This is a genomic window from Paractinoplanes aksuensis (genome assembly GCF_024137025.1).
Classification (GTDB): Bacteria; Actinomycetota; Actinomycetes; order Mycobacteriales; family Micromonosporaceae; genus Actinoplanes; species Actinoplanes aksuensis.
Map to the genome: position 1 here is coordinate 178,598 of NZ_JAMYJR010000033.1, position 19,110 is coordinate 197,707.

Annotated in this window: 18 protein-coding genes; 8 read left to right on the top strand and 10 right to left on the bottom strand. The window is 71.4% G+C overall.

Annotated elements, in window-relative coordinates:
• Positions 1-49 precede the first annotated feature (49 nt).
• From M1L60_RS30995 to M1L60_RS31005, 3 genes are all read right to left on the bottom strand, one after another.
• Entirely contained in the window at positions 50-406 is a 357-nt protein-coding gene (locus M1L60_RS30995; RefSeq protein WP_253241077.1) for a hypothetical protein, read from the bottom strand.
• Between the two features lie 114 nt (positions 407-520).
• Positions 521-1,336 (bottom strand): metal-dependent hydrolase, encoded by an 816-nt coding sequence (locus M1L60_RS31000; RefSeq protein WP_253241078.1) that lies wholly within the window; start codon positions 1,334-1,336, stop codon positions 521-523.
• A gap of 59 nt (positions 1,337-1,395) precedes the next feature.
• Entirely contained in the window at positions 1,396-1,890 is a 495-nt protein-coding gene (locus M1L60_RS31005) for a DUF1707 SHOCT-like domain-containing protein (RefSeq protein WP_253241079.1), read from the bottom strand.
• A 416-nt stretch (positions 1,891-2,306) separates the two neighbouring features.
• Here M1L60_RS31005 and M1L60_RS31010 point away from each other — a divergent pair, with 416 nt between their 5' ends.
• From M1L60_RS31010 to M1L60_RS31025, 4 genes are all read left to right on the top strand, one after another.
• Positions 2,307-3,758, top strand: a complete 1,452-nt coding sequence (locus tag M1L60_RS31010) for a sensor histidine kinase (RefSeq protein WP_253241080.1) — start codon at positions 2,307-2,309, stop codon at positions 3,756-3,758.
• Entirely contained in the window at positions 3,755-4,429 is a 675-nt protein-coding gene (locus M1L60_RS31015; RefSeq protein WP_253241081.1) for a response regulator transcription factor, read from the top strand. Before M1L60_RS31010 ends, M1L60_RS31015 begins: the two co-directional genes overlap by 4 nt.
• Positions 4,430-4,605: 176 nt before the next feature.
• A complete protein-coding gene (locus tag M1L60_RS31020; protein ID WP_253241082.1) occupies positions 4,606-5,655 on the top strand; it encodes a glycoside hydrolase family 43 protein in 1,050 nt (349 codons plus the stop codon).
• An 81-nt stretch (positions 5,656-5,736) separates the two neighbouring features.
• On the top strand, positions 5,737-5,922 hold the full coding sequence (locus M1L60_RS31025) for a hypothetical protein (RefSeq protein ID WP_253241083.1): 186 nt from the start codon (positions 5,737-5,739) through the stop codon (positions 5,920-5,922).
• Here the strand turns inward: M1L60_RS31025 and M1L60_RS31030 are convergent.
• Both M1L60_RS31030 and M1L60_RS31035 read right to left on the bottom strand, forming a co-directional pair.
• On the bottom strand, positions 5,912-7,081 hold the full coding sequence (locus tag M1L60_RS31030) for a serine hydrolase domain-containing protein (RefSeq protein ID WP_253241084.1): 1,170 nt from the start codon (positions 7,079-7,081) through the stop codon (positions 5,912-5,914). The two genes, M1L60_RS31025 and M1L60_RS31030, sit on opposite strands and share 11 nt — an antisense overlap.
• A gap of 44 nt (positions 7,082-7,125) precedes the next feature.
• On the bottom strand, positions 7,126-7,578 hold the full coding sequence (locus M1L60_RS31035; protein ID WP_253241085.1) for a winged helix-turn-helix transcriptional regulator: 453 nt from the start codon (positions 7,576-7,578) through the stop codon (positions 7,126-7,128).
• 67 nt (positions 7,579-7,645) lie between these two features.
• On the opposite strand from M1L60_RS31035, the gene M1L60_RS31040 reads away from it, so the two are divergent.
• The 3 genes from M1L60_RS31040 to M1L60_RS31050 all read left to right on the top strand — a co-directional run bounded on the left by M1L60_RS31040 (position 7,646) and on the right by M1L60_RS31050 (position 9,982).
• A complete protein-coding gene (locus M1L60_RS31040) occupies positions 7,646-8,581 on the top strand; it encodes an NADP-dependent oxidoreductase (RefSeq protein WP_253241086.1) in 936 nt (311 codons plus the stop codon).
• 70 nt (positions 8,582-8,651) lie between these two features.
• Entirely contained in the window at positions 8,652-9,467 is an 816-nt protein-coding gene (locus M1L60_RS31045; protein WP_253241087.1) for a DUF4142 domain-containing protein, read from the top strand.
• Between the two features lie 29 nt (positions 9,468-9,496).
• Positions 9,497-9,982, top strand: a complete 486-nt coding sequence (locus M1L60_RS31050) for a hypothetical protein (RefSeq protein ID WP_253241088.1) — start codon at positions 9,497-9,499, stop codon at positions 9,980-9,982.
• Here M1L60_RS31050 and M1L60_RS31055 read toward each other — a convergent pair.
• The 4 genes from M1L60_RS31055 to M1L60_RS31070 form a co-directional block, all read right to left on the bottom strand.
• Entirely contained in the window at positions 9,979-10,311 is a 333-nt protein-coding gene (locus M1L60_RS31055; RefSeq protein ID WP_253241089.1) for a gamma-glutamylcyclotransferase family protein, read from the bottom strand. The two genes, M1L60_RS31050 and M1L60_RS31055, sit on opposite strands and share 4 nt — an antisense overlap.
• Positions 10,311-10,667, bottom strand: a complete 357-nt coding sequence (locus M1L60_RS31060) for a rhodanese-like domain-containing protein (RefSeq protein WP_253241122.1) — start codon at positions 10,665-10,667, stop codon at positions 10,311-10,313. Before M1L60_RS31060 ends, M1L60_RS31055 begins: the two co-directional genes overlap by 1 nt.
• Positions 10,668-10,750: 83 nt before the next feature.
• On the bottom strand, positions 10,751-14,398 hold the full coding sequence (gene metH / locus M1L60_RS31065) for a methionine synthase (protein WP_253241090.1): 3,648 nt from the start codon (positions 14,396-14,398) through the stop codon (positions 10,751-10,753).
• Between the two features lie 388 nt (positions 14,399-14,786).
• Positions 14,787-16,454: a bifunctional 3'-5' exonuclease/DNA polymerase gene (locus tag M1L60_RS31070; protein WP_253241091.1), complete on the bottom strand. Its 1,668-nt coding sequence runs from the start codon at positions 16,452-16,454 to the stop codon at positions 14,787-14,789.
• Between the two features lie 54 nt (positions 16,455-16,508).
• Between M1L60_RS31070 and M1L60_RS31075 the strand changes: the two genes are divergently transcribed.
• A complete protein-coding gene (locus M1L60_RS31075) occupies positions 16,509-17,372 on the top strand; it encodes an NAD(P)-dependent oxidoreductase (RefSeq protein WP_253241092.1) in 864 nt (287 codons plus the stop codon).
• 4 nt (positions 17,373-17,376) lie between these two features.
• On the opposite strand, the gene M1L60_RS31080 is transcribed toward M1L60_RS31075, so the two are convergent.
• On the bottom strand, positions 17,377-19,002 hold the full coding sequence (locus M1L60_RS31080) for a methyl-accepting chemotaxis protein (protein ID WP_253241093.1): 1,626 nt from the start codon (positions 19,000-19,002) through the stop codon (positions 17,377-17,379).
• Positions 19,003-19,110: the final 108 nt, after the last annotated feature.

Sequence of the window (19,110 nt, forward strand, 5' to 3'; positions counted from 1 at the left end):
CGCACCCGTCGCCGGGGTACGGCCCTCGCTCCTATTTCAGGAAATCAGTTCACCGGTGACCGCGCGGACCGTGACCCTTCGGGCCGCCGTGGTGGTGGCCCCGGACGTCCCACTGCGCCTCGAGGGCGACCCAGCCGCGCTTGAAGCCGCGCTGCACCCGGTCGCAGTCGAAGTCGTCCCACTTGTTGCGGAACTCACCGATCTTGCCGGCCCGGTTGCAGGCCTTCATCGTGCGGTAATACCCGACGACGCGGTCCTTGCTCTTGAACTTGTGGTCCTGGACCTGAACGGCGGAGCCCTTCGCGGCCGGGGCGGCGGGGGCCGCCGAGGCCGGGCCGGCGCCCATCGCGAGGCCGGCGGCAACGGCCAGGCCGGTCATGGCGAACACGCGCGAGACCTTGTTCATGACAACGCCTTTCTCTCTTTGCACACAAGCTTGCGCTTGATGCAGGAGATATTAGGGACGCCGCCACAATTATCGGCCACAGAAACGCAACCACTAAAGGGTGACTTCAAATGATCAAGAAAACTTGTCCAGTTCGAATCTTTCCAGCAATCCGGGGGCGAAAATGCCGGCGACAGCGATCAGCGAGATCGTGACGAACCCGGTCCGCAGGACCACGGTCTCCACCTTGCCGCCGACCTTGACCGCCATCCCGTTGGGGACGCCGACCATCCGCCACAGCCGGCGTCCGGTCGGCACGGGCCACAGGATGGGCACCCCGGACTTGGTGATCATGTCGCCGAACAGGTGCACCACGCACCCCACGGCCACCGCGAACCCCAGCATCGGATAACCCCGGTCGCCGGGCAGGTTGGCCGCGGTGAACCAGGCGATCACGGCCGCGCAGAGGGTGACGATGACCCAGCCCGCCCGCTCGGCCCACTTGTCGAACAGGCCGCGCAGGGCGAGACCGGCCATGAAGAAGACGATCCCGATCAGGGCCCACTTGCCGTAGTGGCCGGCCAGCGACGTCGTGCCCCAGCCGACCAGCGCGGCGAAGGGCAGGGTGTGGGTGAACGTCCGGTGGCCGTTGGTCCGGCGTGGGTCCTTGCTGAGCCGGGTCGCCGTGTAGATGCCGAGCGACACCTTCTCGATCACCTCGGCCGCGAACAGCGAGAACACCCCGAACGTACGGGCGACGGTCGCGCCCCCCTGGTTGCGGGTGACCTTGCCCGAGAGGTCCAGGTCGGGTAGCAGCGCGCCGCCCGCGCAGACCAGGGTGCCGACCCCCACGGCGAGCGGCGACTGCTCGTACCCGGCGAAGTGGTCCAGGGCCCAGGTCCCGGCCAGCCAGGCGGTTGCTCCCGAAAGAGCGTGCGACGGACCCATCATGTGTGTGAAACCCTCCCCGAACTAATGTTCGAGGAGGGTGTCAAATCACGGCAGGTTGATCAACAACCTCGATGTCCACTGTGGAATCGCTGCGGGCCGCCCCAGCCCGGGCCGTTCCAGGGCGCGACGCCGTGACCGAGGCTGTACTCCATCTGCCAGCGGCGGTAGCGGGCGTGCTTGAAGAGGCCGATGACCAGGAACGTGAGCGGGATGGCGGGCCAGAAGAACTGCGCCCCCGAAATGATCCACAACCCGGTCAGGATCATGGCGATCGAGACGATGATCCAGGCGTGCCGGCGCAGGCTCCGGCGTGTCGCGATCTTGGCCTCGGGGGTGTTGGCCAGGGCGGTCCAGCCCCCGTTGGGCAGGTCGGCGGTGAGCGGGCCGAGCTCGTCGCGGAACTTGCTGGCGTACACCTGGGCCAGGCGCTCCTCACCCTCGGTGAGGTCGAGACGGCCCTCGGCCATCGCCGCCCGCAGGATCTCGGCGACCTGCTCGCGCTCCTTGTCCGACGTGCGGACGCGCTTGGTGCTCGTGCTCTCGTTGGGCTGCATCCCGGGTCCTCCTCGATCGGCGTCGTGTTCCCAGAATCGGCTTTCCGGGCCGCCACGGCGTCGGCCCGGCGGAGCATCTTCCGGGCGGCCTCCGGGTGGGTTCCGGCCCCTTGGCGTACGACCGGGGGCGCACGCCGTCCACCCGGGGTACGACGCCGGGAGTAGCCGAAACCAAACCCTGCTCCGATGCACCCGCCCCCACCGGTGCCGTAACTTCGGCACTGCACCCCGTTGCGCGGGCGTGCTCGCCAACCGACTCGCCGGCCTTACCGGACTTTCCAACGGCGGGGTGGCGTCTCGCTTCACACGGGCGGGGGCTTCCCGCTTCGCACGGACGACCTCGCCTCACACGGCGACGACACCAAGGAAGGGGCGGAGGCGTGAGCAGGGGTATGCGACACATGCACGGGCCGCCGATGCCCCCGTGGGCGCGCGAGCACCGCACCGGGCGGTTCCACGGCCCGCCGGTCCCGGGCCAGTTCCGGGGGCCGGGCGCCGGGGCCGCCATCGGGGCCGGGCTGTTCCAGGCCCTGGGGGCCAAGCAGCAGGCCGGCGACGGGCACGTGCTCGTGGCCATGCGCCCCGCGCTCTATCTGTTGCTGCTGGTCGGGCCCGTCGCGCTGCTGTTCCGCCGGCGCTACCCGGTGGTGGCCTTCGTGATCGCCGCCGCCGCGTCGCTCGGGTTCGCCACGGTCGCGCAGCCGCACTGGTTCTGGACGGTCGCCCCGATCATCGCGCTGTTCCAGCTCGGCGCGTGCGGGCGGCGCACGGTCGCGTTCGTGTGCGCCGGGGTGTCGTACGCGGCCTATCTGCTGATCTTCTGGGTCTTCGCCGACCCGATCGGCCTGCGGGCCGAGGTGCGCCCCGGCCTGCGCGAGACGCTGCTGCTCGGCGTCGCGCTGGCCGCGGCCATCTTCCTGGGCGGCATCGCCAAGATCAAGGGCGAGCAGATGGCCCAGGCCGTCAAGGTACGGGCCGAACGCGAACGGGCCGAGGAGGAGCAGCAGCGCCGCCAGGCCTCGGAAGAGCGCCTGCGCATCGCCCGCGAACTGCACGACGTGATCGGCCACCACCTGTCCCTGATCAACGTGCAGGCCGGGGTCGGCCTGCACCTCATGGACAACCGCCCCGAACAGGCCCGCGAGGCCCTGACGGCGATCAAGACGGCCAGCTCCGAGGCGTTGCGCGAGGTCCGCTCGGTGCTGGGCGCGCTCCGCACCGAGGACGAGGCCGCCCCACGCCAGCCCGCCCTGGGCCTGAGCCGCCTCGACGACCTGACCGCCGACGCCGGCCTGCCGGTCACGACCAAGGTGACCGGCGAGGTGCGCCCGCTGCCGCCCGAGGTCGACCGGGCCGCCTACCGCATCGTCCAAGAGGCCCTGACCAACGTCCGCCGCCACGCCGGCCCCGGCGCGACGGCCCTGGTCTCGGTCGACTACCTGCCGACAGCGTTGCACCTGGCCATCCGCAACGAGACGGCCAACGCCCCCGCCCCCGCCGAGGGCGGCCCACCCGGCACCGGCATCGCCGGCATGCGAGCCCGCGCCCAGAGCCTGGGCGGCACCCTGGAAGCCGGCCCGGTCCCCGACGGCTTCCTGGTCTCCGTCCTGCTCCCCGCCACCGACGACTCCCCGTCCAACTCCCCCCGAACGGCCAGCTCCTCGGGCGCAGCCGCCTCCTCGCGCACGACCGGCTTCCCGCGTGCTGACGAGTCCTCGGACGCGACCAGTTCCCCGCGAACGGGCGGCTCGTCAGGCGCCACGAACTCCTCCGCCGCCACCAGCTCCCCTCGAGCGGCCAGCTCCCCAGGCGCGGCCGGAGACGACGCTGACCGTGGGTACAGACCAGTTGAAGGAGCGGTGGAGTGATCTCGGTGGTGCTGGCGGACGACCAACTGCTCGTGCGGGCCGGTTTCCGGGCGTTGCTCAACGCCGAGCCCGACATCGAGGTGGTCGGTGAGGCCGGCGACGGCCTCGAAGCGGTCGCGCAGGCGCAACAGACCCACCCCGACGTGGTGCTGATGGACATCCGCATGCCCGGCGTGGACGGCCTCGAGGCAACCCGCCGCATCGCCGCCGACCCGACCCTGTCCGGCACCCGGGTGGTCATCCTGACCACGTTCGAGCTCGACGAGTACGTCTTCGAGGCCCTGCGCCTGGGCGCCTCCGGCTTCCTGGTCAAGGACACCGAGCCGGTCGAACTGATCCGTGGCGTCCGTGCCGTGGCCGCCGGCGACGGCCTGCTCTCCCCCGGCGTGACCCGCCGCGTGATCGGCGAGTTCGCCGGCGGCGCCCACGGCCGCTCACCCGCCACCCCTCCGGCCACCCTCGACCAGCTGACCGACCGCGAACGCGAGGTCCTCGTACTGGTCGCCGAGGGCCTCTCCAACGACGAGATCGCGGCCCGCCTGGTGATCAGCCCCGCCACCGCCAAGACCCACGTCAGCCGCACGATGATCAAACTGGCCGCCCGCGACCGCGCCCAACTCGTCGTCTACGCCTACGAGGCCGGCCTGATCCGGCCCGGTTGGCTGGCCTGATTGTTCCGGCCGACCCGTTCCGCCCAGGCTGGTTGCATGTACCTACGCGACGGGCCCTCCGCCAAGAAACCCCGCGAGCTCATGCCCGTTTCTGGCGGTTCCTGCCCGTAAGCGCATTGACAACGCTGTAAATGCGGTCGGATTCTCGGGAGATCCCCCAATCCCCGGGAGTCCCCATGAAGAAGAGATCCCTCGCCCTCGCCTCCGCGCTGCTCGTCGCCGCAGTGCTGGGGCTCGCCCCGCCCGCCGTCGCCGGGCAGACCTCGATGCGGGCCGCCGACCCCAGCGTGCTGCGCGTCGGCGGCACGTACATCTCGGTGCAGTCGACCGGCGGCGGCATCGCCGTCCGGCAGGCCTCGTCGACCGACGGGCTGGCCTCAGCGGCCGCGCGGCAGGTGTGGAGCGACACCCGCAACCTCGGTGAGGTGTGGGCGCCCGAGATCGCCACCGACAACGGCCGCTTCTACATCTACTTCTCGGCCGGGCGCGGCGCCGCGCACCGGATGTACGTCATCAGCTCGGCCTCGGCCGCCAGTGGCTACACGGCCGAGACGCGGATGGCGCTGCCCGACGACCGCTGGGCCATCGACGGCGCCATGTTCGTCTTCAACGGTCAGCGCTGGTTCGTGTGGTCGGGCTGGGCCGGCACCACCAACGTCGAGCAGAACCTCTACATCGCCCGGATGAGCAGCCCGACCACCACCACCGGCGCCCGCTACGTCATCTCGCAGCCGCGGGAGAGCTGGGAGCGCGTCGTCGGCAACCCGTTCATCAACGAGGGGCCGGAACCGATCCGCGACCCCAACGGCCAGCTCCACATCGTCTACTCGGCCAACGGCAGCTGGAGCGACCAGTACTGCCTGGCCGATCTGCGGCTGCGGGCGGGCGGCGATCCCACGTACGTCTGGGACTGGTACAAGTCGAACGGGTGCCAGTTCGGCTCGAACCGGGCCACCATGATGCCCGGCTGGGATCCCACGATCTCGGCCAACGGGCCCGGTCACCACACATTCGTCCTGCTCAACGGCGACATCGCCACGAGCCCGCCGGCCGGCCCCCGATTCCCGATGATGTACCACGCCGTTCCCAAGGGCACGCCGTACGCCTGGGCGAACCGCTACTGGTACACCGGGACCTTCGTTTGGTGGGGCAACAGCACATACACGCGAGCGAACGTTCCGGGCGCCACTTCGAACACGGGTTACGGGTTGAAGTTCTTCGAGTAAAAAGCAATCACCGGTTCGGTTGATGCGCCGCCGGTTCCCGGCGGCGCATCATGTTCGTTCCTGGATCAAGAAAGTGTGCCCATGTTCAAGACCGCCGACGCCGAAGCCCGCCTCGCCACCGCGAACGAGATTGCCGCGCTCCTGCGCGCGCAGTACGTCGCCAGCGGGGACCGCGCGTATCTGCACGCCGCCACCATCGCCCTCAGCAAGGCGGGTCCGGCGGCCACCTCGTCCACCGACGAGCTGATGGCGGTCTTCACCGCCTGAGGCAGAGCACGCCGTCGACGACCCGCAGAATGCGCTCGTCCACGGCGGCCGACTTCGCCGCGTCGGCGAGCCCCGTGGTGCGATAGAGCACCACGGCCCGGTCACCGGCGTCCGTCACCCCGTTGAAGGTGCTCGTGCCGGGCACGTCACCGGGGTGCCCCCAGTAGCCGCCGCACGCGTTCGGCACGTGGAAGATGCCGAGCCCGTAGCGGATGCCGGGCGCGATGTCCTGCATGCCCTCGGCCAGCACCGTGCGGTGCATCTGGGCGGCCTGCGCCGGGCGCAGCAGCTCGCCGCGCTGCAGCGCGCGCCAGAACCGGGTCAGGTCGGCCGTGGTGCTCACCAGGCCGCCGGCCGCCCCGGCCGCGCTCGGGTTGAACTCGGTGACGTCGACCAGCTCGGCGCCCGGGGCGAACTGCTGGTAGGACCGGGCGTACGGGCGGGGCAGGGTGGCCCTGTCCCCCGGGTACGACGTGTCGTGCAGACCCAGCGGGCGCGTGATCCTCGACCGCACCTCGGTCGCCCACGACCGCCCGGTGACCCGCTCGACGATCATGCCGGCCAGGATGTAGTTGGTGTTCGAGTACTCCCACCGGGTTCCGGGGGCGAACAGCGGCTCGTGCTTCATCGCCATGGCGACCAGGTCTTCGGGCTCGTAGTGGTCGTACCGGTGGGCCAGATAGTCCTCGGCCGAGCCCAGCGCGGCCAGGTCGTTGGTGTAGTTGAACAGACCGCTCGTGTGCTGGAGCAACTGCCGTACGGTGATGCGGCGGCCGTCGTTGCCGTTGCCCGACACCACGCCCGGCAGCAGGTGGCCGACCGTGTCGTCGAGCGACAACCTGCCCTCACCGACCAGTTGCAGCACGACGACCGCGACGAAAGTCTTGGTGTTGCTGCCGATCCGGAACCGGCCGTCGACCGGCATCGGCCGGGCGGTACGTCGATCGGCCACACCGCTACGGGCCACGAAGTCGCGGCGACCGGCCGAGATCTCGCCCTGCGCGCCGACCATGCCGAGGTCACGCAGGTCGTCGAGGGCCGTCTGCAGTTCGGCGCGAGGCGTGGCCGCAGCCGCCGCCGGCACCGCGCCCACCGTCGAGACGGCCAGCACGGCTGCGGTGGCGACCGCGCCCGCCCGCATCACAGCGTTCGCTTTCACGGGTCCTCCAGTTCCACTTCGGAATGAGAACCTCAACGTACGAATCAGCAGCTCACCGGCACCACGGGGCTGACCCCCGGGTTTTTCGGGGTGCTACCACCCTTGAGTTCGTCGTAGACGGCGCGTGCGGCGTGCACCTGGGCGATGTGCGTCTCGGCCCACGCCTTGATCGCCCGTTGCAGCGGCAGCAGCTCGTGGCCCAGCCCGGTCAGCTCGTAGTCGACCCGCACCGGGACGGCCGCCGTGACCCGCCGGGCGACCAGGCCGTCGCGCTCCAGCTTGCGCAGCGTCTGGGTCAGCATTTTCTGGCTGGCCCCGGCAACCGTGCGGGAGAGCTCGGCGTACCGCATCGGGCCCTCGGCGAGCGCGCTGACGACCAGGGTGACCCACTTGTCGCTGAGCGCGGCCAGCACCTCGTGACCGGGACACTCGGCCAGGTTCGCGTTGTAGGCCAGCCGCTCCTGCTCGCGCCGCTCGGCGGCGGTCCGCGTCGTCATGCCGGTATGTTACGCACCCCGAGGTGCCTCCTTACGATCCGCGACGGCCGCTCCTAGCGTCACGGACATGAGAGCCGCAGTCGTCCGCCGGTTCGGCGGCCCCGAAGTCCTCGAGATCGCCTCGATCGACGTGCCGGAGATCCGGGACCACCAGCTTCTCGTAAGGGTGGAGGCGGCCGCGGTCAACCGGATCGACCTGTCCACCCGCAGCGGCGCGCTGGCCGAGGCGGGCCTGATGCGCCCGGCGCCGGTGGTCGGGCTCGGCTGGGACGCGGCGGGCACCGTCGAGGCGGCCGGGGCGGCCGTCACCCGCTTCGCCGTGGGCGACCGCGTCATCGGCCTGCGGGACCGGTTGTCCGCGGGCGGGGCCCAGGCCGAGTTCGTGGCGCTCGACGAGACGGCGCTGGCGCCCGCGCCGCGCTCGGTGCCGGCGGCCGAGGCGTCGACCCTGCCGCTGATCGGGCTGACCGCCGACCTCGCCCTGCGCCGCACCGGGCTCCGGGCCGGACAGACGCTGCTGGTCACCGGGGCCGCGGGCGGCGTCGGCGGCCTGGCGCTGGAACTGGCCGCCCTGCGGGGCGTACGGACGGTGGCCGACGACAAGTCGGCCGCCGCGACCTGGACCGTTCCGCGGGGCGAGCCGGCCCAGGTCCGCGATCTGGTCCCGGGCGGCGTCGACGCGGTGATCGACGCTGCCGTCCTGGGCGTCGAGGCCCACGAGGCCCTGCGCGGCGGCGGCACGTTCGTGACCCTCGTACGCCCCTTCGCCCCGCCCCCGCTGCGGGACACCCGCGTGGTGGTGGCCGAGGTGGCCGCCGACGGCGCACGCCTGACCGAGCTGGCCGCCCTGGTCGACGCCGGCCACCTCACGCTCGGCGTGGCCGCGACGTTCCCGCTGGACGCGGTGGCCGAGGCCCACGAGCGTCTGGCCGCCGGCGGATTGCGCGGTCGCCTGGTGCTCACCCCCGGCGTTCGAGCCGCCAGGTCTGTGAACTTTCTTTGATCCGACCGGGGCCGCACTCCGTATATCCGCGCAACAGGGGGCCGCCGAACGCACTTAGGAGGAGGTTGACGTGTCCGCCGTCGATCGCTTGTTCCGCCGGAGCCACCTGCTGGGGGTGGTGGTCGCCGCGACGGCCCTGCTCCTGCTCGCCCCGGGCGCGGCGTACGCGGAACCCGGAGTGCCGGATCCCCCGAGCGGCCTGCTCACCGACACCGGCGACGGCGACATCGCCGCGGCCGACAAGGACTTCGCGGTCAAGGTGCGGCTGGCCGGCCTGTGGGAGATCCCGGCCGGCGAGATGGCCCAGGAACGCTCGAACGACCCCAAGATCAAGAAGATCGGGCGCGACATCGCCGACCAGCATGTCGTGCTGGACAAGATGGTCCGCGACGCGGCCCGCAAGCTGAGCATCAAGCTGCCCGACAAGCCCAACGAGGACCAGCAGGGCTGGCTGGCCGAGATGCGCGACGCCGAGGGCGAGGAGTTCGACCAGATCTACATCGACCGGCTGCGGGCGGCCCACGGCAAGATCTTCCCGGCCATCGCCACGATCCGGACGAGCACCCGCAACGACACGATCCGCAAGCTGGCCCAGCGGGCCAACCAGTTCGTGATGACCCACCTGACCCTGCTCGAGAGCAGCAGCCTGGTCGACTACGAGTCGCTGCCCACCGCGCCCCCGCCGGCCGTCACCCCGGTCAGCAACAGCGGCGGCGGCAGTGGCCCGGGCCTGGCCGCGGCCGGGTCGACCACCCCGGCCTCCTCGGTCAACCTGCCCCTGATCGGCGGCCTGCTGGTCGTGATCGTCGGCCTGGCCTTCTTCGTCGGCCGCAGCCTCCTCGGCGACCCGCGCCGCCGACGCCGGCGGTATCGCTCGCGGTATTGAGATCAGGGCGCTCGGGGTAATCGACCACCATGAGCGCCTTGACCCGGGGGCGGGCGATAGCCCTGCTCGCCGTCCTCGTCGTCGTCGCCTTCCTGGCCGGGCTGCTGGCCGGCCTCGGCGACGGCCTGTCCGGCCTCGACTGGGCCCTCCTGCTGCTCGTCGCCGTGGTCGGCCTCGGCATCCTGGTGTTCGTGGTCGAGAGGCCCTGGGTGCCGGCGACAGTCGAGCCGGCCGATCAGGAGGCCGTCGCGCGGGCGCTGGACGAGGGCGGCACCACCGATCCGCGCATCGACCGGTTGGCCCGGGAGGCGGCCGAGCGCGCGGCGAGCCGGATGTGGTTCGTCTGGCTTCTGGGCATCTGCGCCGCTTTGCAGATGGCGGCCGCGGTGACCCGGGCCGTCGTGGGTGGAAACTGGCTCCTGGTCGTCATGTCAGCCGTGCTCTGTGTCTCCCTCGGCCTGACCGGGTGGTCGACCTGGACCGCCCGGCGCCGCGCGGTCCGGTATCTGGCCTAGCGGGCGACGTAGACCCAGGCGGTGCCGCCCGAGACCAGGGGCACCTGGACGCGGTGGTAGTCGTCGACCTCGTAGTCGTCGGCGCGGCGCAGCTCGTCGTCGGTGAGTTCGAGGACCGAGCCGTCGACCGTGTCGGCGGGCGAGCCGGTGGCGACCAGGATCGGGTGGTGGGACTGGCCGCTGAGGGCCACCACCTCGGCGTCGGCGATCTCCAGGACGTCGAGCCGGTAGCCCACGATGCTGTCGTCGCGCCCGGGCAGCGTACGGCCGAAATTGGCCTCTTGGACGGCCGGGTCGCGCAGGGTTCCGTACGAGAAGAGCAGTGGCATCAGAAACGCACGTCCTCGGGGCCGGTGGTCGTCGGCAGGCCCGCGGCCACCCACGCCTCGAACCCGCCGGCCAGGTCGGTCGCGTTGCGCAGCCCGAGCGCGCGCAGCGAGGCGGCGGCCAGGCTGGAGCTGTAGCCCTGCCGGCAGACCACGATGATCACGCGGTCGGCGTCGGTCGCCTCCGGGATGCGGTGCGGCGACTGCGGGTCGAGCCGCCACTCCATCACCGTACGGTCGATGACGATCGCGCCCGGCAGCGAGCCCTGCTGAGCCCGCTGCCCATCGGTGCGCGTGTCGATGAGCAGCGCGCCGGCCGCGACGGCCGCCCGCGTCTCGTGCGGGTCGAACCGTCGCATGCCGTCGCGGGCCCGGGCCAGCAGGGCGTCGACACCGGTCGTTTCTCGAAGATCGACGGAAGTCACCCGACGATCATGCCCGATCAGTCGATCTCGTAGGCCAGGTTGGGACGCAGCCAACGCTCGACCTCTTCCTGCGGCATCCCGCGGCGGACGGCGTAGTCGGCGATCTGGTCCTTCCCGAGCCGGCCGACCGTGAAGTAGCGCGACCCGGGGTGGGCGAAGATCAGACCGCTGACGGCGGCGGCCGGGGTCATCGCGAACGACTCGGTCAGCCCGATCCCGATCTCGGCCGTCCCCAGCAGCTCGAACAGGTCTTTCTTCTCGCTGTGGTCGGGGCTGGCCGGGTAGCCCAGCGCGGGCCGGATGCCCCGGAACCGCTCGGCGTGCAGGTCGGCCAGGTCGGGCTCGGAGCCGGGCTCGAACCAGTCGCGCCGGGCCTGCAGGTGCAGGTGTTCGGCGAACGCCTCGGCCAGACGGTCGGCCAGCGCCTTCACCATGATCGCGCGGTAGTCGTCGTTGTCTGCTTCGTATTTGGCGGCCAGCTCGGCCGCGCCGTGGATGCCGACCGCGAAGCCGCCCAGGTGGTCGCCGTCCCAATCGGTTTCTTTCTGTTCTCCGCCGCGGGAAGGCGCAGGCGCGATGTAGTCGGCCAGGCAGCGGTTGGCCCGGCCGGCCGGCTTCTGGGTCTGCTGGCGCAGCATCGGGAACTTGTACCCGTTGCCGAGCACGATGTCGTCGCCCTCGCTGTGCGCGGGCCAGAACGCGTAGCGGCCGCGCGCCTCGAACGAGCCGTCGGCGATGATCTGGTCGAGCAGCTCGTTGGCGTCGTCGAACAGCTCGCGCGCCACCGGCTGCTCCAGGATGGCCGGGTACTTGCCCTTGAGCTCCCAGGCCAGGAACAGGAACTGCCAGTCGATCATCTCGCGCAGCTCGGCGATGCTCGGGCGCACGTCACGGACGCCGGTGAAGGCGGGCGTGGGCAGGTCGGTGAAGTCGACCTGCTCGCGGTTGGCCCGCGCCTGCTCGACGGTGAGCATCGGCTGGGCGTGCCGGTTGGCGTGCTGCTCGCGCAGCCTCTCCTGGTCGGCCCGGTTCGCGGTGTCGAGCTTCTCGGCCCGGGCCGGTTCGAGCAGGTCGCTGACCACGCCGACGACCCGGCTGGCGTCGAGCACGTGGACGGTCGAGCCGTCGTAGGCGGGGGCGATGCGCACGGCCGTGTGCTGCTTGGACGTGGTGGCGCCGCCGATGAGCAGCGGCAGCTTGAGCCCGCGGCGCTGCATCTCGGCCCCGACCGCGACCATCTCGTCGAGCGACGGGGTGATCAGGCCGGACAGCCCGACGAAGTCGGCGCCCTCGCTGACCGCGGTGTCGAGGATCTTGGCGGCCGGCACCATCACGCCGAGGTCGATCACCTCGTAGTTGTTGCAGCCCAGCACCACGCCGACGATGTTCTTGCCGATGTCGTGGACGTCGCCCTTGACCGTGGCCAGCACGACCTTGCCCTGGCCCCGGCTGGTCTCGATCCGGCCCTCCAGGCGCGCCTGCTCCTTCTCGGCCTCCATGAACGGCTCGAGGTAGGCCACCGAACGCTTCATGACGCGGGCGCTCTTGACCACCTGGGGCAGGAACATCTTGCCCGAGCCGAAGAGGTCGCCGACGATCTTCATGCCGTCCATCAGCGGGCCCTCGATCACCTCGAGCGGCCGGGCCTTTGCGAGGCGGGCCTCCTCGGTGTCCTCCTCGATGAAGTCGACGATGCCGTGGACCAGCGCGTACGAGAGACGCTCGGAGACCGGGGTCTCGCGCCACGACAGGTCGACCTCGCGCTGCTTGCCCTTGCCGGTGACGGTGGACGCGAACGTCACGAGCCGGTCGGTGGCGTCGGGCCGGCGGTCGAAGAGCACGTCCTCGACCAGTTCGAGCAGCTCGGCCGGGATGTCCTGGTAGACCGCGAGCTGGCCGGCGTTGACGATGCCCATGTCGAGCCCGGCCTGCACCGCGTAGTACAGGAACGCCGAGTGCATGGCCTCGCGGACCACATCGTTGCCGCGGAACGAGAACGACAGGTTGGAGATGCCGCCGCTGGTCCGCGCGCCCGGGCAGCGCTCCTTGATCAGCGGCAGGGCCTCGATGAACGCCTTGGCGTAGCCGTTGTGCTCGGCGATGCCGGTGGCCACGGCCAGCACGTTGGGGTCGAAGATGATGTCGTCGGGGGCGAACCCGGCCTCGTTGACCAGCAGGTCGTAGGCCCGGCCGCAGATCTCGACCTTGCGGTCGCGGGTGTCGGCCTGGCCCTGCTCGTCGAACGCCATCACGACCACGCCGGCGCCGAAGTCGCGGATGCGGCGGGCCTGGGCCAGGAACTGCTCCTCGCCCTCCTTGAGGCTGATCGAGTTGACCACGCCCTTGCCCTGCACACACTTGAGGCCGGCCTCGAGCACAGTCCACTTGGAACTGTCGATCATGACCGGGATCCGGGCGACCTCGGGCTCGGTGGCGATGAGGTTGAGGAACGTGGTCATCGCCTGCTCGCTGTCGAGCAGGTCGGCGTCCATGTTGACGTCGAGCAGGTTGGCCCCGCCGCGCACCTGGTCGAGCGCGACGTCGACCGCGCCCTGGTAGTTGTCGGCCTCGATGAGCCGGCGGAACTTGGCCGAGCCGGTGACGTTGGTCCGCTCGCCGATCATGACGAAGCCGGTGTCGGGGCCGATCGCGAACGGCTCGAGGCCGCTGAACCGGGTCGTCTCGGCCGGCGGGTTGATCTCGCGCGGTTTGAAGGCCCGCACCGCCTGGGCGATTTGTCCAATATGCGCGGGTGTCGTGCCGCAGCAACCGCCGGCGATGTTGACCAGGCCGGCCGAGGCGAACTCGCCGAGCAGGGCGCCGGTCTGATCGGGGGTCTCGTCGTAGCCGCCGAACGCGTTGGGCAGCCCCGCGTTGGGGTGGGCGGCCACGTAGACGTCCGACAGGCGGGCCAGCTCGGCCACGTGGGGCCGCGCCTCGGTCGCGCCGAGCGCGCAGTTGACCCCGACGATCAGCGGCTTCGCCCGCTCGATGGAGCGCCAGAACGCCTCGACGGTCTGCCCGCTGAGCGTGCGGCCGGACAGGTCGACGATCGTCACCGAGATCCACAGCGGCAGGTGCGGCGCCACCTCGCGGGCGGCGGCGATGGCGGCCTTGGCGTTGAGCGTGTCGAAGATCGTCTCGATCAGCAGCAGGTCGACGCCGCCCTCGGCCAGGGCCGCGATCTGCTCGGCGTACGACGCCTTGACCTGGTCGAACGTGACCGCGCGGTAGGCCGGGTCGTCGACCTTGGGCGACAGCGACAGCGTCACGTTGAGCGGGCCGATCGAGCCGGCCACGAACTTGCCGCCGGCCTCGTCGGCGGCCTGACGGGCCAGTTGCGCGCCGCGGATGTTCATTTCCTTGACGTACGACTCCAGGCCGTAGTCGGCCTGGGCGATGCTCGTCGCGGTGAACGTGTTGGTGGTGGTGATGTCAGCCCCGGCCGCCAGATACTGTCGATGGACGTCGAGGATCACATCGGGCCGGGTCAGGATCAGCAGGTCGGGGTCGCCCGTGACGTCCTGCGGATGGTCGGGGCCGATCAGCTCACCGCGATAGTCCTCGGGTTGCAGCTTCGCGCCCTGCAGCATCGTGCCCCAGGCGCCGTCGAGCACCACGATCCGCTCGCTGAGCAGGCGCTTCAGCTCATCGATTCTGGACATGCTGGTTGTTTCCACACCGACCACCTCCGGTACAACGGAGGCGCCCTTGGTCGGTTTCCACCGAGCGAGCGTGGCGGGTGTCACCCCGTTGCAGCGCCTCTCGCTTCGGACAAACAAACTTACCCGATTTTCATTTCACCCCCGCGTACGAGGCCCAAGAGGTGAGACGTCCAAGGCCGGAGCCCCCGCCGTAAGCGAGCACGCCCGCCGGTGCCGCACGGCAGCCGGACGCGCGGCGGGCCGAGGCGCACGGCAGGCCGGGGGCGCACGGCAGGCCGGGGGCACGGCAGGCCGGGGGCACGGCAGGCCGGGGGCGCACGGCAGGCCGGGGGCACGGCAGGCCGGGGGCACGGCAGGCCGGGGGCGCGTGTCGGATCAGGATGCCGAGTTACTTGGCGTCGGCGTAGGCCTCAACGACGGCCACGTCGAGCGGGAACCGGACGGCCGTGTCGCCGAACAGCAGCCGACCGGCCATCACGGCGCTCTCCTGCACGGCCGCCACGACCCGCTCGGCCTCCTCCACCGGGCAGTGCACGACTACCTCATCGTGCACAAAAAGCACCATTTCCGCCTTGCTGCCCTCCAGAGCAGTGCGCAGGGTCGCGAGCAGCACCAACGCCCACTCGGCGGCCGTCGCCTGCACGACGAAGTTGCGGGTGAAGCGCCCCCGCGCCCGTCCGGAGGCGCCCACGGGCTCGGCCGCCTCTTCCGGCGGGTCGAGGCCGGCGTCGCGCAACGAGGCCGACGACGGCGGGCAGGTGCGGCCCAGCCAGGAGCGGACCAGCCCGCCCGCCTCACCGACCCGCGCCGCCTGCTCGACGAACTCGAACGCGGTCGGATAACTCTGACGCAGCACGGCCAGCGCCGGAATCGCCGCGCCACCCGTCTGCCCGTACATGGCCCCGAGCAACGCGATCTTGGCTTTGGCCCGGTCACCGTCGAACGAGTCGGTGGCCAGCGCGGCATAGAGATCACCGGCCGCCCCCGCCGCCGCCAGTCGCCTGTCCCCCGACACCGCCGCGAGCACCCGCGGTTCCAACTGGCCCGCGTCGGCCACCACGAAGCGCCACCCCGGGTCGGCCACCACGGCCCGCCGCACCGACTTGGGCACCTGCAAGGCGCCGCCGCCCCGGGTCGCCCAGCGGCCGCTGACCACGCCGCCCGGCACGTACTCGGGCCGGAACCGCCCGTTGATCACCCACGAGTCGCACCAGGCCCAGCCGTGCGCCGTCCAGATGCGGTAGAGCTCTTTGTATTCGAGCAGCGGCCGCACGGCCGGGTGGTCGACCGACTTGAGCACCCAGGCCCGCGTGTTCGGGATGTCGATGCCGGCCCGGGCGAAGGCCCGCACGACCTCGGCCGGCGAGTCGGGGTGCAGCCCCCAGGCCCCGAAGGCGGCGTTGATCTCGGCCGTCAGCTCGGCCAGCCGGCGCGGCGGCCCGACCGGCTGGGGCGGGCCGAGCAGCTCGCGCAGCTGTTCGTCGTGCAGGTCGGCCCGCCAGGGCAGGCCGGCGTGGCCCATCTCGGCCCCGACCAGCGCCCCGGCCGACTCGGCCGCGACCAGCAGCCGGAACCGGCCCGGATGCTCGGTGCGGCCCAGGCGGGCGACCTGGTCGGCGTACACCTCGCGTACGACATCGAGCTCGACGGCCGCCACCGGCGAACCCGCCGACTCGAACAGCGCCGCCTGAGCGAACCCGGGCGGCTCGGCGATGCGCGGCGGTGGATCAGCCGGAACGGGCAACCCGTGCCGGCGGGCATACGCGGCGGCGGGCGAGCGCGGCTCACCCCAGCGCCCGGCGTGACCGGAGAGCAGCGCCTCGGTCAGCTCGAGATCGTGGCAGCGGGCCACCCGCACCCCGGCCCGCAGCAGCCCCGGATAGACATCGGCCGTGGCCGGCCAGACCCAGCGGGGGTGATCGGCGGCTTCCCGTTCGCCGATCGCCCCCGCCAGGTCGCCGACCGGCCGCACCGGCCCGGCCGCAGTGCCATCGGCATGCAGGTCTTGCAGACGGCCCCCTCGACCGCCCGCCTCTGCCACCACCGCTGTCAGCACCTCACCATTCTGTCCCGGGGGTACGACACTTTCGGGCCGGGGAAGATAAGGGCCATGACTCTGACTGTGGGCGTGCTGGGCACCGGCATCATGGGCGCCGCGATGGCCCGAAACCTGATCAAGGCCGGACACACCGTCCGCGTCTGGAACCGCAGCGCCGACAAGGCCGAGCCGCTGGCGGACGACGGCGCCGTGGTCGCTCCGAGCCCGGCCGAGGCCGTGCGGGACGCCGACGTGGTGCTCACCATGCTCTACGACGGCGCCGCCGTCCGCGACGTCATGCGCGAGGCTTTCCCGGCCGTGAAGACCGGCGCCGCCTGGGTCCAGTCGACGACGGTCAGCCTGGAGGACGTGGACGCGCTGGCCGCCGCGGCTGCCGAGCACGGCCTCGCCTTCTACGACGCGCCCGTACTGGGAACACGGCAACCGGCCGAGGCCGGCCAGCTCACCGTGCTCGCCGCAGGCGCCGAAGACCGGCGTGACATCGTCACGCCGGTCTTCGAGGCAGTCGGGGCCCGTACGGTCTGGCTCGAGAGCCCCGGCGCGGCCACCCGCCTCAAGCTGGTCGCCAACAGCTGGGTCCTGGCCCTCACCCACGCCGGCGCCGAGACCCTCTCGCTGGCCGAGGCCCTCGGGGTCGACCCCGACAAGTTCCTCGAGCTCATCGCGGGCGGCCCGCTCGACAACGGCTATCTGCGGGGCAAGGTCGGCCTCGTGCGGGGCGACCAGTTGTCGCCGGCCAGCTTCGCCGTGACCACGGCCGAGAAGGACGCACGCCTCATCGCCGCGGCCGGCCGGCAGCACGGCGTCCGCCTCGACCTGGCCGAGGCCGGGGCCGAACGCTTCCGTCGTGCGGCCGAGCTCGGCCACGGCGACAAGGACATGGCTGCCTCGTACTACGCGAGCTTCGACAAGTGACTCGTCAGACTCGGTAGACCGAGATGGTCTGGTGCAGCTCCTCGGCCATCCGGGCCAGTTCCTGCGCGGTCGCCTGGGTCTCGGTCGCGCCGGTCGCGGTGGCGTCCGCGGCCTGGGCCACGCCCGCGATGTTCCCGGCGATGTCGTTGGCGCTGGTGGACGCCTCGGCCACGCTGCGGGACATCTCGTTGGTGGTGGCGGTCTGCTCCTCGACCGCGGCCGCGATGGTGGCGGCGTGGTCGTTGATCCGGGCGGTGACCTCGGTGATCTCGCCGATCGCGACCACGGCCTGCTCGGTCTCGGACTGGATGGTGGCGATCCGGCGCGAGATGTCGTCGGTGGCCCGGGCGGTCTCCTGCGCGAGGTCCTTGACCTCGGAGGCGACGACCGCGAAGCCCTTGCCCATCTCGCCGGCCCGGGCCGCCTCGATGGTGGCGTTCAGCGCGAGCAGGTTGGTCTGACCGGCGATGGCCGTGATGAGCTGCACCACGCTGCTGATCTCGGCCGAGGAGCGGCCGAGCTGGGCCACGATCTCGTTGGTCTTGTCGGCGGTCCGCGCGGCCTCGGCCGAGACCGACGCGGCCTGGGTGGCGCTGGTCGCGATCTCGCGGATGGCCACGCCCATCTCGTCGGCGCCGGCCGCCACGGTCTGCACGTTCTGCGACACCATGCCGGCGGCCGACGAGACCGTGCCGGCCTGGGCCGACGTCTCCTCGGCGGCCGAGGACATCTGCACCGAGACGGCCGAGAGCTCCTCGGAGGCGGCCGCGACGTGGTGCGCGTTGTCGGCGACCTGGCGCACCATCATCGCCATCGACTCGGTCGAGGTGTCCAGGGCCTCGCCCAGCCGGCCGACCTCGTCCTTGCCGTGCATGCCGGTGCGGACGGTCAGGTCGCCGTCGCGGATCGCCGTCAGCACCTGCACGGCCCGGGCCAGCGGCTTGGTGATCAGGCGGGCCACGCCGATGGCCAGGCCCACGCCGAGCAGCAGGCCGGCGATGATGAGGGCGATGATCAGCGTACGGGCGTTCTTGTAGGCCGCCGCCGCCTCGGCCTGCTCCTTCTGCGAATTGGTGATCGTCTGCGTCGACAGGGTGTCCATGGCCTCGCGGGCCTGGGCCACCACCGGGTCGATCTCGGCCTTGCGGATGGCCGCGACCTGGGCCTTCTTGTCGGCCCGGCTCAGCGGCAGCAGCCGGTTGTTGAGCACGTCGACGTATGTCGACCAGGCTTTGTCGAACTTGGCCAGCGCCTCGACGCGGACCGGGCCGAGCTCGAACGACTTGTAGCGGGCCTCGGCCTCGGACAGCGCCTTCAGGTCTTTGGTGATGGCCGCCTCGGCCTCGGCCTCGGTCGCGTTGTCGGTGGTGATGAAGTGGTTGAGCGAGTCGATGCGGACCCGGTTGAACGCGTTGCGCATCTCGGCGATCGTCTCGAGCTGGAGGCTGCCGGTGTAGACCTCATTGGTGTTCTGGTTGATGTGCGCCATCTTCACCACGGCGAACGAGGACACACCCGTGCCCAGCGCGGCCACGACCAGCACCGACGTCAAGATCTTGGTGCTGACCCGCAGGTCCGCGATCCGCCCGATCAGTCCGTGCCGCTGTCCCGGCTCCTCCGACGATCCCATGCGACTCCCCCTCGAGATGGCAGCCCCGAGGGCCGCGTTCGAAGGATCCAGTCGTCACCGAGGTCACCGAATCGGAGAAGTCGGGCACAGCGCACCGAATTGCAACCG

Excerpts from the sequence above, each read along its gene's own strand:
- M1L60_RS31005 (WP_253241079.1), bottom strand. The coding sequence starts at position 1,890 with ATGCAGCCCAACGAGAGCACGAGCACCAAGCGCGTCCGCACGTCGGAC.
- M1L60_RS31055 (WP_253241089.1), bottom strand. The coding sequence starts at position 10,311 with ATGCCACTGCTCTTCTCGTACGGAACCCTGCGCGACCCGGCCGTCCAA.
- M1L60_RS31025 (WP_253241083.1), top strand. The coding sequence starts at position 5,737 with ATGTTCAAGACCGCCGACGCCGAAGCCCGCCTCGCCACCGCGAACGAG.
- M1L60_RS31035 (WP_253241085.1), bottom strand. The coding sequence starts at position 7,578 with ATGACGACGCGGACCGCCGCCGAGCGGCGCGAGCAGGAGCGGCTGGCC.
- M1L60_RS31020 (WP_253241082.1), top strand. The coding sequence starts at position 4,606 with ATGAAGAAGAGATCCCTCGCCCTCGCCTCCGCGCTGCTCGTCGCCGCA.
- M1L60_RS31060 (WP_253241122.1), bottom strand. The coding sequence starts at position 10,667 with ATGCGACGGTTCGACCCGCACGAGACGCGGGCGGCCGTCGCGGCCGGC.
- M1L60_RS31080 (WP_253241093.1), bottom strand. The coding sequence starts at position 19,002 with ATGGGATCGTCGGAGGAGCCGGGACAGCGGCACGGACTGATCGGGCGG.
- M1L60_RS30995 (WP_253241077.1), bottom strand. The coding sequence starts at position 406 with ATGAACAAGGTCTCGCGCGTGTTCGCCATGACCGGCCTGGCCGTTGCC.
- M1L60_RS31075 (WP_253241092.1), top strand. The coding sequence starts at position 16,509 with ATGACTCTGACTGTGGGCGTGCTGGGCACCGGCATCATGGGCGCCGCG.
- M1L60_RS31050 (WP_253241088.1), top strand. The coding sequence starts at position 9,497 with ATGAGCGCCTTGACCCGGGGGCGGGCGATAGCCCTGCTCGCCGTCCTC.
- M1L60_RS31010 (WP_253241080.1), top strand. The coding sequence starts at position 2,307 with ATGCCCCCGTGGGCGCGCGAGCACCGCACCGGGCGGTTCCACGGCCCG.
- metH (WP_253241090.1), bottom strand. The coding sequence starts at position 14,398 with ATGTCCAGAATCGATGAGCTGAAGCGCCTGCTCAGCGAGCGGATCGTG.
- M1L60_RS31000 (WP_253241078.1), bottom strand. The coding sequence starts at position 1,336 with ATGATGGGTCCGTCGCACGCTCTTTCGGGAGCAACCGCCTGGCTGGCC.
- M1L60_RS31040 (WP_253241086.1), top strand. The coding sequence starts at position 7,646 with ATGAGAGCCGCAGTCGTCCGCCGGTTCGGCGGCCCCGAAGTCCTCGAG.